The 15185-nt window shown below is 71.3% G+C and carries 14 protein-coding genes; 10 read left to right on the top strand and 4 right to left on the bottom strand.

Annotation, left to right across the window (positions count from 1 at the left end):
• Positions 1-106: 106 nt before the first annotated feature.
• The 3 genes from IM767_RS13020 to IM767_RS13010 are packed head-to-tail and all read left to right on the top strand — an operon-like array spanning position 107 to position 3392.
• Positions 107-1477: an O-acetylhomoserine aminocarboxypropyltransferase/cysteine synthase family protein gene (locus IM767_RS13020; RefSeq protein WP_239453349.1), complete on the top strand. Its 1371-nt coding sequence runs from the start codon at positions 107-109 to the stop codon at positions 1475-1477.
• A 42-nt stretch (positions 1478-1519) separates the two neighbouring features.
• Positions 1520-2512, top strand: coding sequence for a Gfo/Idh/MocA family protein (locus IM767_RS13015; RefSeq protein WP_109210817.1), 993 nt, complete (start codon positions 1520-1522; stop codon positions 2510-2512).
• A gap of 1 nt (position 2513) precedes the next feature.
• Positions 2514-3392 carry an NYN domain-containing protein gene (locus IM767_RS13010; RefSeq protein ID WP_109210816.1) on the top strand — a complete coding sequence of 293 codons (879 nt, stop codon included), beginning with the start codon at positions 2514-2516 and terminating at the stop codon, positions 3390-3392.
• 33 nt (positions 3393-3425) lie between these two features.
• Here the strand turns inward: IM767_RS13010 and IM767_RS13005 are convergent, their stop codons facing one another.
• Together IM767_RS13005 and IM767_RS13000 are read right to left on the bottom strand one after the other, a co-directional pair.
• On the bottom strand, positions 3426-4253 hold the full coding sequence (locus IM767_RS13005; protein ID WP_109210815.1) for an alpha/beta fold hydrolase: 828 nt from the start codon (positions 4251-4253) through the stop codon (positions 3426-3428).
• A 1-nt stretch (position 4254) separates the two neighbouring features.
• A complete protein-coding gene (locus IM767_RS13000) occupies positions 4255-5640 on the bottom strand; it encodes an FAD-binding oxidoreductase (RefSeq protein WP_109210814.1) in 1386 nt (461 codons plus the stop codon).
• A gap of 99 nt (positions 5641-5739) precedes the next feature.
• Between IM767_RS13000 and IM767_RS12995 the strand changes: the two genes are divergently transcribed.
• The 7 genes from IM767_RS12995 (at position 5740) to IM767_RS12965 (ending at position 13789) form a co-directional block, all read left to right on the top strand.
• Positions 5740-6942 (top strand): ROK family transcriptional regulator, encoded by a 1203-nt coding sequence (locus IM767_RS12995; RefSeq protein WP_194398885.1) that lies wholly within the window; start codon positions 5740-5742, stop codon positions 6940-6942.
• Between the two features lie 9 nt (positions 6943-6951).
• Positions 6952-8049 carry a sugar ABC transporter substrate-binding protein gene (locus tag IM767_RS12990; RefSeq protein WP_109210813.1) on the top strand — a complete coding sequence of 366 codons (1098 nt, stop codon included), beginning with the start codon at positions 6952-6954 and terminating at the stop codon, positions 8047-8049.
• 16 nt (positions 8050-8065) lie between these two features.
• Positions 8066-8998 (top strand): ATP-binding cassette domain-containing protein, encoded by a 933-nt coding sequence (locus IM767_RS12985; RefSeq protein WP_109210812.1) that lies wholly within the window; start codon positions 8066-8068, stop codon positions 8996-8998.
• The gene (locus IM767_RS12980; protein ID WP_109210811.1) at positions 8995-10242 is read left to right on the top strand and encodes a sugar ABC transporter permease; all 1248 of its coding nucleotides are present in this window, start codon (positions 8995-8997) and stop codon (positions 10240-10242) included. The genes IM767_RS12985 and IM767_RS12980 overlap by 4 nt, the downstream gene beginning before the upstream one ends.
• Before the next feature lie 296 nt (positions 10243-10538).
• On the top strand, positions 10539-11615 hold the full coding sequence (locus IM767_RS12975) for a substrate-binding domain-containing protein (RefSeq protein WP_109210810.1): 1077 nt from the start codon (positions 10539-10541) through the stop codon (positions 11613-11615).
• Positions 11616-11693: 78 nt separating this feature from the next.
• Positions 11694-12521, top strand: coding sequence for an ATP-binding cassette domain-containing protein (locus tag IM767_RS12970; protein WP_109210809.1), 828 nt, complete (start codon positions 11694-11696; stop codon positions 12519-12521).
• A complete protein-coding gene (locus IM767_RS12965) occupies positions 12518-13789 on the top strand; it encodes a sugar ABC transporter permease (protein WP_109210808.1) in 1272 nt (423 codons plus the stop codon). Before IM767_RS12970 ends, IM767_RS12965 begins: the two co-directional genes overlap by 4 nt.
• Before the next feature lie 57 nt (positions 13790-13846).
• Here IM767_RS12965 and IM767_RS12960 read toward each other — a convergent pair whose 3' ends face one another.
• The gene (locus IM767_RS12960) at positions 13847-14554 is read right to left on the bottom strand and encodes an NAD-dependent deacylase (protein WP_109210807.1); all 708 of its coding nucleotides are present in this window, start codon (positions 14552-14554) and stop codon (positions 13847-13849) included.
• Positions 14551-15171, bottom strand: a complete 621-nt coding sequence (locus tag IM767_RS12955) for an alpha/beta fold hydrolase (protein WP_109210806.1) — start codon at positions 15169-15171, stop codon at positions 14551-14553. Before IM767_RS12955 ends, IM767_RS12960 begins: the two co-directional genes overlap by 4 nt.
• Positions 15172-15185: the final 14 nt, after the last annotated feature.

Here is a 15185-nt window from a genome sequence, read left to right as displayed (position 1 = left end):
CTGGCCGCTCGCGCGACTACCGCCCCGCGGGCGCCGCGGGGCGGCCGATGCAACAGTTCGACACACGAGACGCGGGTGCCGGCGGTGCGGATCGACAATGGTCAGCATGCCTGAGAACACTCGTCCTGCCGCCCCTCGCTCGTTCGCGACGGCGCAGGTGCAGGCCGGGTTCGACTCCGGCATCGCCGAGAACACCGCGATCCCGTCGATCCACCAGTCGAACGGGTTCGAGTTCCGCTCCCTCACCGAGGCCCGCGAGCTGTTCGCCCTCCGCCGCGACGGCAACATCTACAGCCGTGCCGCCAACCCGACGGTGCTCGTGTTCGAGCGCCGCGTGGCCGAGCTCGAGGGCGGCATCGCCGCGGCCGGCGTCGCCTCCGGGCAGGCGGCCGTCGCGGTGGCCCTGCTGGCGCTGGCGAAGCAGGGCGAGCACATCGTCGCCGCCCGGCAGCTGTACGGCGGCACCGTCGACCTGCTTCAGGACACGTTCGCGGACTGGGGCATCGAGGTCACCTTCGTCGACCAGGACGACCTCGACGCGTGGCAGGCCGCCGTGCGCCCCACGACCAGAGCCCTCTTCGCCGAGTCGATCTCGAACCCGATCGCGCAGGTGCTCGACCTCGGCGCCGTCGCAGCGGTGGCGCAGCGCGCCGGCGTACCGCTCGTGATCGACAACACGGTCGCGACGCCCTACCTCCAGCGCGCGAAGGACTTCGGCGCCGACATCGTCGTGCACTCGGCGACCAAGTTCCTCGGCGGGCACGGCACCTCGCTCGGCGGCGTCGTCGTCGATTTGGGAACGTTCGACTTCACGGCCGAGCCGGAGCGCTGGCCGCAGCTCACGCAGACCTATCCGCGCGTGCCCGACGGTAGCCTGGTCGAGCGTTTCGGCCAGACCGGGTCGCCCTACATCGCCCTGGTCAAGACCAAGTACGTGCACGACCTCGGCCCGTCGCTGTCGGCGTTCAACGCCTTCCAGCTGCTGCAGGGACTCGAGACGCTCGACCTGCGCATGCAGCGCCACACGGCCAGCGCGCTCGCGGTCGCCCGGTTCCTCGACACCCACCCCGCCGTCGGCCGCGTGCACCACCCCGGCCTCGGCTCGAGCCCCTGGCACGGGCTCGCGCAGACCTACCTCCCCGAGGGAGCGAGCTCGGTCTTCTCGTTCGACCTCCCCACGACCGGCGACCCCGAGGCCGACTTCCGGCTCGTGGAGGACTTCATCGCCCGCCTGCAGGTGGTGCGGCTCGTCGCGAACATCGGCGACGCCCGCAGCCTCGTCGCGCACCCCGCCTCGATGACCCACAGCCACATGTCGCCCACCCAGCTCGCCGAGGCGCACATCGGACCGACGACGATCCGCCTGTCGATCGGCCTGGAGGACCCGCGCGACATCGTTGACGACCTCGCGCGGGCGCTGGATCAGATCCCTGTGGCCGAGACCCGCGCCGAGCTCGCGGAGAGCCTCGCCCGCTAGTCCTCCGGCGCAGGGCGCGCCGGCGCCGCTAGCCTCGACGTCATGACCTCCCCTTCGTCCCCCCGCTGGGGGATCCTCGGACCGGGCGGCATCGCCCGGGCGTTCACCAGTGACCTGCGCACCGCCGGGCTCGACGTCGCCGCCGTCGGTTCGCGGCGCCGCGAGACCGCGGAGGCGTTCGCGGCCGACTTCGGCATTCCGCGCGCGCACGGCTCGTACGAGGAGCTGGTCGCCGATCCCGAGGTCGACATCGTCTACATCGCGACGCCGCACCCGATGCACGCCGGCAACGCCCTGCTCGCTCTCGAGGCCGGCAAGCACGTGCTGGTCGAGAAGGCGTTCACCCTCAACGCCGCCGAGGCGGCCATGGTGCGCGACGCCGCCGCGGAGCGCGGACTGCTGGCGATGGAGGCGATGTGGACGCGGTACCTGCCCCACATGGTCCGCATCCGCGAGCTCGTCGCCTCGGGGGCGCTCGGCGAGATCCGCGCCGTCACCGCCGACCACACGCAGAGCCTCCCGTCCGATCCCGCGCACCGCATCAACGACCTGGACCTGGGCGGCGGCGCGCTGCTCGACCTCGGCATCTACCCGGTGTCGTTCGCCTGGGACATCCTCGGCGAACCCCTCTCGATCGCGGCCGCTGCGCGCATCGGCGATGCCGGCTCCGACACGGAGGTCGCGACGATCATGACGCACGCGTCCGGCGCGCTGTCGACCTCGCTGTCCGCGTCGCGGGGCGCGGGTCCCAACACTGCGACGATCATCGGCACCGATGCCCGCATCGACATCGACCGCGTCTGGTACTCGGCGACCTCGTTCCGCCTGGTCGGCCCGGACGGCGCCGTGCGGGAGGAGTACCGCTCAGAGATCGAGGGGCGCGGCATGCAGTACCAGGCGCTGGCCGCCGAACGGCTGCTGGCCGAGGGCCGCACCGACTCCGACGTCCTGCCGATCGACGAGACCGTCGCGATCATGGCTGCGCTCGACGAGATCCGATCCCTTGTGGGCGTCCGCTATCCCGGGGAGGAATGACATGCCCGACCTGCTGAGTCCCCGCGTCGCGGTGTACCTCGACTTCGACAACATCGTCATGTCGTGGTACGACCGCGTCCACGGCAAGAACTCGTACTCCCGCGACCGGCAGAAGATCGCCACGGATGCCTCCGACCCCGAGATCGCCGAGCGCCTGGCCGCCGCGACGATCGACGTGGGCGCGATCATCGACTACGCCACGTCGTTCGGCACGCTCGTGCTCACCCGCGCCTACGCCGACTGGTCCGCCCCGGTGAACGCGGAGTACCGCTCGCAGCTCGTGGCGCGCGCGGTCGACCTCGTCCAGCTCTTCCCGGCCGCCGCCTACGCGAAGAACGGTGCCGACATCCGTCTCGCCGTCGACGCCGTGGAAGACATGTTCCGGCTGCCCGACCTGACGCACGTCGTCATCGTCGCGGGCGACTCGGACTATGTTCCGCTCGCGCAGCGGTGCCGGCGCCTGGGCCGCTTCGTCGTAGGCGTGGGGGTCGCCGGCTCCACCGCGAAGTCACTCGCCGCCGCGTGCGACCAGTTCGACTCGTACGACGCGCTCCCCGGCGTCGCCGCTCCGCCGGCGGGACGGAAGGATGCCGCCGCCCCGCGGTCATCGGCGGGCGGGCGGCGCGCGAAGAAGGCCGCGGTGGATCCCGTGGAGTCGCTCCTGGAGAGAGCGCTGCGCCTGGAGAGCGACAAGGAGGGCGTGGAGTGGCAGCACGCGTCCGCCGTGAAGAGCCTCATCAAGCGGCTCGACCCGTCGTTCAGCGAGAAGGCGCTGGGCCACAAGAGCTTCTCGGAGTTCGTCAAGGCGCACCCCGGCGTGGCCGAGGTGGACGAGTCCGGCAACATCGTGCTGATCCGCCTCGCCGCCGACCGCCGCTGACGTCCGCCGCGGCCGACGGAGGAACCGAGAGATCTACTCTTTCGCGCGTCCGGCGGGAGCTGTGCGCGCGAGGAAGGCGAGCAGGCCCGCGTTGAAGGCCTGAGGCTGCTCGATGTTCGCCGCGTGGCCGTCGCGGGCGATCATGGCGGACTCTCCCCGCGGCGCCAGCGCTGCGGCGGCTGCTGCGTGGGAGCTCGGCCAGAACTCGCTCTCGGCGCCGGCGACGAAGAGCACCGGCACGTCGGTGCCGGCGATCGCCGCGCGCCAGTCCGCCCGCGCGTGGTCGTTGAGCAGCGACAGCTCGCCCGGGGTGAGCTTGCGCTCGGCGCCCTTCATCGCGCGCAGGAGCCGGATGAGCCGCCGGCCGCGGCGCAGCATCGGCGTGCCCCGCCCGGTGTCGGGGATGCCGTCGGCGAAGTAGGTGTCGGCGTTGTCGGGCGCGTACCCGTAGAAGCCGTGCGGCCAGTCCGGCGTGTTCATCATCTTCGGCGTCTGGTCCACCGACACGACGGCGGCCACCCGGTCCGAACCTTCCTGCGACAGGTACGACCAGATCGTGCTCGCGCCCATGGATCCGCCGACCAGCACGGCACCGCGGAGGTCGAGCGCGTCGAGGAAGTCGCGCACGTCCTGACCGCGACGAGCAAGGTCGACGCCCGACGCCGGTCGCTCGCTGCCACCGTGCCCGCGCAGGTCGACCGTGAGCACCCGGTATCCGGCGCGTTCGAGCGCGGGCACCTGATAGAGCCAGCTGGTGGCGGCGGCCTTGAAGCCCGCCAGCAGCACGACCGGCCTGCCGGCCGGGTCGCCGTGGTCGGTGTACTCCAGCCGGACGCCGTCATCGGCGCGGATCGAAGGCATGTCAGGCTCCGTTCGGGAAGGCTTTGCCGGGGTTGAGGATGCCGGCCGGGTCGAGAGCGTCCTTGATCACCTGGTGCAGGCGCAGCACCGTCGGGCTCAGCTCCGCGGCGGCGCCAGGGAGCTTGAGCAGTCCGACTCCGTGCTCGCCGGTGACGGTGCCGCCGAGCGCCCGGCAGTCGTCGACGATGCGGTCGAACGCCGACTTCGCGCGGGCCTTGGCATCGTCGTCGCCCTCGGGGGCGATGATGAGCGGATGCAGATTGCCGTCGCCGGCGTGGGCGATGTTGGCGATCACGACGCCCGCGTCGGCCGCGGCGGCCTCGATGCGCGAGAGCATCTCCGGCACGGCGCCGCGGGGCACGCAGACGTCCTCCGTCAGGACCGGGCCGAGCCGCTCCAGTGCGGGGTACGCCAGGCGCCGGGCCGCGAACAGCCGCTCCACCTCGTCGGGCTCCGCGGCCCGCTCCACGCGACTGCCGCCCGCCTCGCGGAAGATTCCCTCGATGGCCGCCGCGAGCTCGTCTCCGCGCGCGCCCGGTTCGTCGACCTTCGCCAGCAGCAGCGCGGTGGTCTCCTCGGGCAGATCCCAGCCCTGCCACTGCGCGACGGCGTGCAGGCAGGTGCGGTCGATGAGCTCCAGCGCCGAAGGGACGATGCCGGCCCGGCTGACGGCGGCGACGGCGCGGCCGGCATCCGTCAGCGTCCGGAAGTACCCCACGACCGCACGCTCCTCGCGGCCGGCGAGCGGCCGCAGCTTCACCGTGACGTCGACCACGATGCCGAGGGTGCCCTCGGAGCCGACGAACAGCCCGGTGAGGTCGTAGCCGGTGACGCCCTTGGCGGTCGTGCGCCCGAGCTCGGCGACGCTGCCGTCGGCCAGCACGACGGTCAGGCCGATCACGTAGTCGCGCGTCACGCCGTACTTGACGCAGCAGATCCCGCCGGCGTTCGTCGCCACGTTCCCGCCGAGCGTCGAGATCGCCTGGCTCGCGGGGTCGGGCGGGTACCACAGCCCGTGGCCCGCCACGTGGCGGCGCAGGTCGTCGTTGAGCACGCCCGCCTCGGCGACGGCGTACCGCTCGGCGGCGTCGACCTCGATGATCCTCGTCATGCGCTCCAGCGACAGGACGAGGCATCCGTTCGTCGCGTTCGCGCCCCCCGACAGCCCCGTGCCCGCTCCGCGCGGAACCACCGGCACGCCGTGAGCCGCCGCGATCCGGACGGCCGCCACGACGTCGTCGACCGACGATGCGAACACCACGGCGGCGGGCAGGCCGTAGTCCGCCCACTCGGCGTCGTCGTGGCTCAGTCGTTCCAGCGTGTCGAGGTCGGTGGCGACGGCGTTCGGGGGAAGGGCTGCGCGGAGGGCGTCGACGACGGTGTGCATGGCGTACCGATGCTATTGCGTCCGCCGCCCGGCCGAGCGCCGATCCGCCTCGATCCCGGAGCCGACCTGGGAAATCGGCCGTCGGGTACAGTGTGACCTGTGGCACGCCGCAACGCCCCGCCCGGCTCTCAGACCTCGCTGCGCGAGGCCAACCGCGCGCGTGTCATCGAGTCGCTGAAGCGGCACGGCCGTCTCACGCAGATCGAGCTGGCCGGCAGCACCGGACTGTCGCCGGCCACCGTCTCGAACATCGTCAAGGAGCTGACCGCTTCGGGGCTCCTGCACACCTCCTTCACGACCAGCAGCGGCCGCCGCGCGACCCTGGTCTCGCTCGCCCGGCGGCTGGGCCTCGTCGCGGGTGTGCACTACAGCTCGCGGCACCTGCACATCGCGATCGCCGACACCGCGCGCACGATCGTGACGCAGTCGTCGCTCCCCCTCCCCCTCGACCACCGCCACGATTCCGAGCTCGACCGGCTCGCACTGCTGCTGGGCGACATGATGGAGTCCCTCGGCGGATCGCTCTCGGACCTCCTGGGTGTGGGGCTCGCCCTGCCCGCTCCGATCGACCCGCGCACCGGAATGGTGTCCACGCCCGGCCTGCTGCGCGGCTGGGAGAACGTCGACGTCGCCGAGAGCCTGTCGCTGCGCATCGGGCGGCCGGTCCACGTCGACAGCGAGGCGAACCTCGGCGGCCTCGCCGAGGCCCGCGAGGGCAACGGCCGCGCCGCGGCCTCGTCGGTGTTCATCCGCGTCGGCCACACGATCAGCGCGGGGCTCGTCGTGGGCGGCGACCTGTTCCGCGGCGTCAACGGCAAGGCGGGCCAGATCGGGCACGTGACGCTCGACGAGAACGGACCGATCTGCCGCTGCAGCAACCGCGGGTGCCTCGAGACCTACGCCGGCGGCCCCGCGCTGCTGTCGCTGTTCCCGCCGAGCGAGGGCATGCACCGCCTCGGCGACCTGCTGCACGCCGCCGAGCTGGGCGACGGCGCGGCCCGCCGGGTGATCGCGGATGCCGGGCGGCACATCGGCATCGCCGCCGCGAGTCTCTGCAACCTCTTCGACCCCGAGATCATCGTCGTGGGCGGTGAGCTGGGTCAGGCCGGCGAGATCCTGATGGCGCCGATGCGGCATTCGCTCGAGCGCACCGCGCTCCCCTCCGCCGACGGCCTCCCCGAGATCGTCGGAGCGTCGTTCGGCGAGTGGGCCGAGACCCGGGGCGCGATCGCGATCGCCCTCGATCATGTCTCGGTAGACGCGCAGCTACCCGGTGCGCCGTCGCTTCCGATCACCGCTTAAGCTCTTCCGATGCCCCGTACGCGACACCACAGGCCGCGGCGGCACCCGAGCGGGCGCCGCATCGCGGCGGCTGCGGCATCCGTGCTCCTCGCCGCCGCTGTCCTGACAGGCTGCACCGGCGCACCCCAGCCGAGCGGCACCCCCGCCGACGACGCGATCGCGCTGCTGCTGCCCGACGCCAAGACCGCGCGCTACGAGACGTTCGACCGTCCACTCTTCGAGGCCCGGGTCGCCGAGCTCGGCGACTACCGCGTGCTCTACGCAAACGCCGACCAGGACGCCGCGAAGCAGCAGCAGCAGGCCGAGTCGGCGCTCACGGCCGGCGCGGGCGTGCTCGTGCTCGACCCGGTCGACGCGAACGCCGCGGTGAGCATCGTGACCTCCGCCAATGCGAAAGGCGTGCCGGTCATCTCCTACGACCGGCTCGTCGCGGGCGGCGATCTCGCGTACTACATCTCGTTCGACAACGAGAAGGTGGGCGTGCTCCAGGCGACGGCGTTCGTCGAGGGCATGCGCGGGAGCGACGAGGGCAGCGGCATCCTGATGGTCAACGGCTCGCCCACCGACAGCAACGCGGCGCTGTTCAAGGAGGGCGCGCACAGCGTGATCGACGAGAGCGGCCTGCGGGTGCTCGCCGAGTACGACACCCCGGGCTGGAACCCCGAGAAGGCGCAGGAGTGGGTGTCGGGCCAGATCGCGCAGCACGGCGATGCGATCGCCGGCGTCTACGCCGCCAACGATGCCACCGCCGGTGGTGCCATCGCCGCGCTGCGGGTCGCGAACGTCGACCCGCTCCCCATCGTGACCGGGCAGGACGCCGAGCTGTCGGCGATCCAGCGCCTGCTCACCGGCGACCAGTACATGACGGTCTATAAGGCGATCAAGCCGCAGGCCGAGCTCGCCGCCGAGGTCGCGGTGAAGCTGCTGCACGACGAGGAGGTGACGGCGCCGCTGGAGATCCAGGGCACGCCGGCCATGCTCCTCGACCCGGTGGCGGTCACGGTCGACGACATCATGGAGACCGTGGTGGCCGACGGCTTCTGGAGCGTCGAAGACATCTGCACGCCGGCCTACGCCGATGCGTGCGAGGCAGCGGGCATCGGGTAGGGTCCGGAGGATGTCGATGACGCACCCGCGGACGGGACGACCGCGCGACCGCGTGCTCACGATGCGCGGCATCGGCAAACACTTCGGTGCTGTCAAGGCGCTCACCGACGTCGACTTCTGGGTCAACGAGGGCGAGGTGGTGGCGCTCGTCGGCGACAACGGCGCGGGCAAGTCCACCCTCGTCAAGGTGCTCGCCGGCGTGCATCCCCCCGACGCCGGCACCATCGAGTTCGATGGCGAGCCGGTGGTCATCGACTCCCCTGCCGATGCGCAGGAGCTCGGGATCGAGACGATCTTCCAGGACCTCGCACTGTGCGACAACCTCGACGTCGTGGCGAACCTGTGGCTCGGCCGCGAGCTGCGCGACGGCGCGACGCTCGACGAGGTCGACATGGAGCAGCGCACCTGGACGCTGCTGCGCGAGCTCTCCGCCAAGATCCCCTCGGTGCGGGTGCCCGTCGCATCGCTGTCGGGCGGGCAGCGTCAGACGGTCGCCATCGCACGGTCTCTCATCGGCGAGCCGCGCGTGGTCATCCTCGACGAGCCCACCGCGGCCCTCGGCGTCGCGCAGACCGCCGAGGTGCTGAACCTCATCGAGCGGCTGCGCGAGCGGGGCCACGGCGTCATCCTCATCAGTCACAACATGGCCGACGTGATGGCGGTCGCCGACCGCGTCGTGGTGCTGCGCCTCGGCCGGAACAACGGCGTGTACAACGTCGCCGATGTCACCAGCGAGATCCTGATCGCCGCCATCACCGGAGCGGTCGACCACTCCGGCATGCGCCGGCCGGATCGAGCGGATGCCGCGCCGCACGCGCGCGACGGCGAGCCGGTTCTCGACGCCGCGGCCGCGGCCACGGACGAGGAGACGGCCGGCGGCACCGTCATCCGGATGCCCCGTGGCGGTGCCCGGCGCACGGCCCGCCCGCGCGGGGACGGCAGCCGATGAGCGCGCCGGGCGAAGAGCGGCTCGCGGAGCCGCTGACCGAGGAGCGGCTGCTGAGCTCCAGCGGCATGCGCCATGCGATGGAGGCGTTCGTCGCACGCGTACGCGGCGGCGACCTGGGCGCGGTCCCCGTCGTACTCGGCATCGCCGTCATCTGGACGGTGTTCCAGCTGCTCAATCCGGTGTTCCTCTCCAGCGAGAACCTCTCCAACCTCACGATGCAGTGCGCGGCGATCGGGACGATCGCACTCGGTGTCGTGCTGGTGCTGCTCGTGGGCGAGATCGACCTGTCGGTCGGCTCGGTGTCGGGGCTCGCGGCGGCCGTGCTCGCTGTCACCTTCGTGCAGCTGCAGTGGAACCTCGTGCTGTCCATCGCCGCGGCGATCGCGATCGGCTGCCTGGTGGGACTTCTGTACGGGTTCCTCTTCACACGCTTCGGGCTCCCGAGCTTCGTCATCACGCTGGCAGGCCTCCTGGGGTTCCTGGGGCTGCAGCTGTGGGTGCTCGGCGAGACCGGTTCGATCGCGATCCCGTTCGACTCGTGGCTGGTGCAGTTCGCGCAGCAGATGTTCCTCCCGGCGTGGGCGTCCTACGCGGTGGCCGTGGCCGCCGTCGCGGCGTTCGCCTGGTCGCTCGTGCGGCGGTCGCGCCGGCGCGCCGCCGCGAACCTCGTCAGTCAGAGCTACGGCGAGATCGCGCTGCGCAGCGGTGTGCTCCTGGCGTTCCTCCTGGTCGCGACGTGGTACCTCAACCTCGATCGCGGTGTCGGGGTGATGTTCCTGTTCTTCCTGGCGCTGGTCGTCGCGATGAACTTCGTCCTCACCCGCACGCGGTGGGGTCGCGCCGTGTACGCGGTCGGGGGTTCGGTCGAAGCCGCCCGGCGTGCCGGCATCCGGGTCGACCGCATCTATCTGTCGGTGTTCGCGATGTGCTCGACGCTCGCGGCCGTGGGCGGCATCCTCGCCGCCGCGCGGCTCGCCTCGGCGAACCAGAGCTCGGGCACCGGGGATGTGAACCTCAACGCGATCGCCGCCGCCGTCATCGGCGGCACGAGTCTGTTCGGCGGGCGGGGCTCGGCGTTCTCCGCCCTGATCGGCATCGTGGTGATCCAGTCGATCTCGTCGGGGCTGACACTCTTGAACCTCGACTCGTCGGTGCAGTTCATGGTCACCGGCGCCGTGCTGGTGCTGGCCGTCATCGTCGACTCGCTGTCGCGCCGCACCCGCGCGGCATCCGGTCGGGCCTGAGCGCCACCGGTCCGCACTGTCTTCACTTGACGAACACGCGGGGCCACCACCTCGGCATGCTTGGCCGTACGCCTGCGCGAAACGGCGAAATCATGCCGCATTCGCGAGCATTCTGCACGGTAAGCGCTCTCTGTCCGGCCGCTCGCTCGCGCGTCGAAGGGCTGGCGGTGCCACGTTGCCAAAGCGTTATGTTCAAGACTTGACGACAAGAATCAGCGTCGTCGATGATCGCTTCAGCGCGATGAACGCCAGGGACGATCCTGGGACTCGCTCGCTTCAACGACGAAAGGCGAAAGATGAAGAAGTCTTCACTCCTCGCCGTGGCGGCCCTCACGGGTGCCGCCGCGGTGCTGCTGGCCGGCTGTGCCGGCGGCAACGGTGACGGCGGAGACGGCGGCGACGCGGGCGGCGACGCCGCGGGCCGCGCGTGCGTGATCCTGCCCGACGCCGAGTCCTCGAACCGCTGGGAGGACTTCGACCGCAAGTACCTGCAGGAGGGTCTTGAGTCGGCCGGCTTCGAGACCGACATCCAGAACGCGCAGGGCGACGTCAACAAGTACTCGACGATCGCCGACCAGCAGCTCACCAAGGGCTGCGGCGTCATGCTGCTCGTCGACTACCAGGGCGCCGCCGAAGGCGTCGCCGAGAAGGCCAAGGCCGAGGGCATCCCCGTGATCGCCTACGACCGCCCCTTCACCGGCGCGGACTACTACGTGTCGTTCGACAACGTGGAGGTGGGCCGCCTCGAGGGCCAGACGGTGCTCGACGGCCTCGAGGCCGCCGGCAAGGACCCGGCCACCGCGAAGGTCGTCTACATGGGCGGCGACCCGACCGACGGCAACGCGGCGATGTTCAAGGAAGGCGCCGTGGAGGTCATGGAGGGCGCGGGCATCGTCGCCGCGGCCGAGCCTCCCGGGGTCTGGGACCAGGAGAAGTCGGCCACCAACTTCGAGCAGGCGCTGACCTCGCTCGGCGGCACGGTCGACGGCGTCTGGTCGGCGAACGACGCGAACGCGGCCGGCGTCATCTCGATCCTGCAGAAGAACAACCTCACGGGCGTGGCCCTCTCGGGTCAGGACGCGCAGGTCGGTGCGCTGCAGTACATCCTCCTCGGCTGGCAGACCGCCACGGTCTACAAGCCGGTGAAGCTCGAGGCCGAGGCGGCCGTCGAGGTCGCCGTCGCGCTCCTCCAGGGCGAGACCCCGAGCGCCGACCAGGAGCTCGAGGACGGCACCCCGTACATCGCCGTCACGCCGCAGCTGGTGGGCCCCGAAGAGGTCGGCGACGTCATCGCCGCCGGCGACGCGTCGTACGACGATGTCTGCACCGCCGACGTCGTCGCGAAGTGCGACGAGTACGGCATCACGAAGTAAGCGGTCCCGACCGCGAGGGTGCCGTGCCCACCGGGCGCGGCACCCTCCTTCGCACGATCGACCCGCAAGGAAGCGAGCATGTCAGACACCACCCTCACCACACCCGCCGCCGTCGGCGACGAGCCGATCATCCAGCTGGTCGGCGTCAAGAAGTCCTTCGGGCCGGTCAGCGTCCTGAAGGGCGTCGATCTGAAGGTCCACCCCGGCAAGGTGACCGCCCTCGTAGGCGACAACGGCGCCGGGAAGTCCACGCTCATCAAGGGTCTGGCCGGCGTGCAGCCGTACGACGAGGGCGAAGTCCTCATCGACGGCACCCACCGCGACCTGCACGCCCCGCGCGACGCGGCGCACCTCGGCATCGAGGTCGTCTACCAGGACCTCGCACTGTGCGACAACCTCGACATCGTGCAGAACATGTTCCTCGGGCGCGAAGAGCTGTCGTACGGCACGTTCAACGAGGGGCGAATGGAGAAGGAGGCGTCCGACACTCTCCGCTCGCTGTCGGTGCGCACGGTGAAGTCGGTCCGCCAGAAGGTCTCGAGCCTGTCGGGAGGCCAGCGGCAAACCGTCGCCATCGCACGCGCCGTGCTCAAGAAGGCCCGCGTGGTGATCCTCGACGAGCCGACCGCGGCGCTGGGCGTCGCGCAGACCGAGCAGGTGCTCAACCTCGTCAAGCGACTGTCGGAGCAGGGCGTCGCGGTGGTCCTCATCAGCCACAACCTCGCCGACGTGTTCGCCGTCGCCGACGACATCGCCGTGCTGTACCTCGGCCAGATGGTGGCGCAGATCCCCACCTCGCAGACCACCCGCGACGACATCGTCGGCTACATCACGGGAACCAAGACCCCGAGCGGCGTCGACCTCGTCGACACGTCCACTCTGCGCACCGAGGGAGGAGCGGAATGACCAGCAGCGTGACCCGGACGGAGGCCGGGCCCGACCCGATGGCCGGCGACATGATCGGCAGCGGCGTCGAAGGCGGCGTGGGCGACCAGGTGCGCGCCTGGTGGCAGCGCGTCCGCGGCGGCGACATGGGCGCGCTGCCCGCGATCGGCGGCCTCGTCGTCCTGACGATCCTCTTCGCGACGCTGAGCCCCTACTTCCTCACCGAGCGCAACTTCGCCAACCTGCTCAATCAGGCCGCACCGCTCGTGATGCTGGGCATGGCACTCGTGTTCGTGCTGCTCCTCGGCGAGATCGACCTGTCGGCGGGCGTCACGGGCGGCGTGGGCATGGCCGTGTTCGTCGTCCTCGCAACCCAGTTCCAGATCGCCTGGCCGCTCGCCCTGCTTCTGGGCTTCGGCGTCGGCTTCGCGACGGGCGCGCTCATCGGCTTCTTCGTGGCCAGGGTCGGCATCCCGTCGTTCGTCGTGACGCTGGGTCTGTTCCTGGGCTACCAGGGCCTCGCGCTGCTGATCATCGGCGACGGCGGCCTGTACCGCGTCCAGGTGCCCGAGCTCATCGCCCTGCAGAACGGCAACCTGCCGGTGTGGGGCGGCTGGGTCATGCTCGCCGTCATCCTCGCCGTCTCGGCGGCGACGTCGTTCTGGGACCGCATGCGCCGCACGCAGGCCGGTGTCCCCAACCGCCCGCTGTCGCTGGTCTGGATCAAGCTGGGCGTCATCGCGGTCATCGGCGGCGCATTCGTCTACATGCTGAACCAGAACCGCGGCAGCGCGCTGCACGAGGTCGCGGGCGTGCCCATCATCGTGCCCATCGTGCTCGTGATCCTGTGGATCGGAACCTTCGTGCTCGATCGCACCAAGTTCGGCCGCTACATCTACGCCATCGGCGGCAACGCCGAGGCCGCACGCCGGTCGGGCGTCAAGGTGCGCTGGGTCAAGTGGTGGGCGTTCGTGATCTGCTCGATGCTCGCGGTCGTGTCGGCGCTGTTCAGCGTGGCCCGCGTCGGCACGGTCGACGCGACCGTCGGGCGCGACATCGTGCTCTCGGGCGTCGCCGCGGCCGTCGTCGGCGGCGTGAGCCTCTTCGGCGGACGCGGTCGCCTGATGCACGCGGCGATCGGTGCCCTGGTGATCGCCGTCATCACCAACGGCCTGGGTCTGCTCAGCCTGCCGGCCGGCATCAACCTGCTCGTGACCGGTGGCGTCCTGATCCTCGCCGCGACCGTTGACGCGCTCTCGCGGCTGCGATCGGGCGGCGCCAGGATATAGCGGGCTGGAACACGGCGAAGGCGCCGGGCGGAGGCATCCGCTCGGCGCCTTCTCGCATCACGACCGCGGCGAACGCGCCGCGATGATCTCGTCGACCCACGCCGGGACGAGCTCGCCGGCCGGCCCCGTGCGCGCATCGTCGAACGGCACCGCTGCATCGGTCGGCTCGAGGTTGAGCTCGAGGGTGCGAGCCCCGAACGCGGCGGCCAGCGCGACGTAGCCCGCCGCCGGGTACACCGCCCCCGATGTGCCGATGGAGACGAACAGGTCGCACGCCACGACCGCCTGCTCGATCCGATCGAGCTCGTACGGCATCTCGCCGAACCAGACCACGTCGGGTCGCAGCATCCGCTCTCCGCACGCCGGGCAGGCAGGGCGATCGATCAGGTCGCCGTCCCACGTGGGCCGCGAACCGCAGTTCAGGCACAGGGCGCGGCGCAGCTCGCCGTGCATGTGCACGAGGTTGCCGCTTCCGGCGCGTTCATGCAGGTCGTCGACGTTCTGCGTGACCACGAGGAGGTCTTCGCCGATGGCGCCTTCGAGCCTCGCGAGCGCCCGGTGGGCGGGGTTGGGGACGACGGATGCCGCGGCCCGCCTCCGCGCGTCGTAGAAGGCGAGCACGGTGTCGGGGTCGCGCTCGTACGCCTCTGGCGTCGCGACGTCGTCGATCGCGTGCCCCTCCCACAGCCCGTCAGGACCGCGGAACGTGGGAACCCCGCTCTCGGCCGAGATGCCCGCTCCGGTGAGCACGACGATCCGCGTCATCGCACCGTTCCGGGCGCCACGTGCGAGAGCACGCGCTCCCAGACGTCGGCGAGGATCAGGCGGGACGTCGGGTCGCCGGTCCGTGGCACCATCTCGATCCGGGCCGACGGCATCCGCTCCTTGTACCATCGCGCAGCGGCCGCAGCCGCCTCCGGGTCGTTCTGCCCGTTCATGATGAGCGTCTTGGCGGCGATGCGTGCGAGCAGGTCGGCCACTTCGGAGCCGGCGAGCTCGGATGTGGGCTGGGGAACGGCCACCAGCGCGAGCCGGTCGACGCCCTCACCGAGGTGAGCGGCCACCATGATGGCCAGCTCGCCCGCTTCGCCGACCCCGACCAGCCCGACGGGTCGGTCGTGCCGCTCGGCTCCGGCGAACTGCGCGAGCGTCGCCGCCGTGGCCTCGGCCGACGTCGCCCCGCGGTAGGCAGCGGGATCGTCGATGTCGTCGACGGTGAGCCCCACCGCGACGATGCGCGCGTCACGGCGGACGGTGATCTCCGGCTGCGGGTCGGACAGCGTCGAGACGCCCGTGCGCATCAGGATGACGGTGCGCTCGGCGCCGGGGGCGCCGAAGCTGCGGTGCTCGAACGAGGCGCTCGGCGCCGGTCCCTTGGTCATGCCGAAATCCTACG

It is taken from the genome of Microbacterium ureisolvens (genome assembly GCF_015278315.1).
GTDB lineage: Bacteria > Actinomycetota > Actinomycetes > Actinomycetales > Microbacteriaceae > Microbacterium > Microbacterium ureisolvens.
The sequence above is the reverse complement of the archived record's forward strand: the minus strand, read 5'-3'. Positions and strand labels throughout refer to the sequence as shown.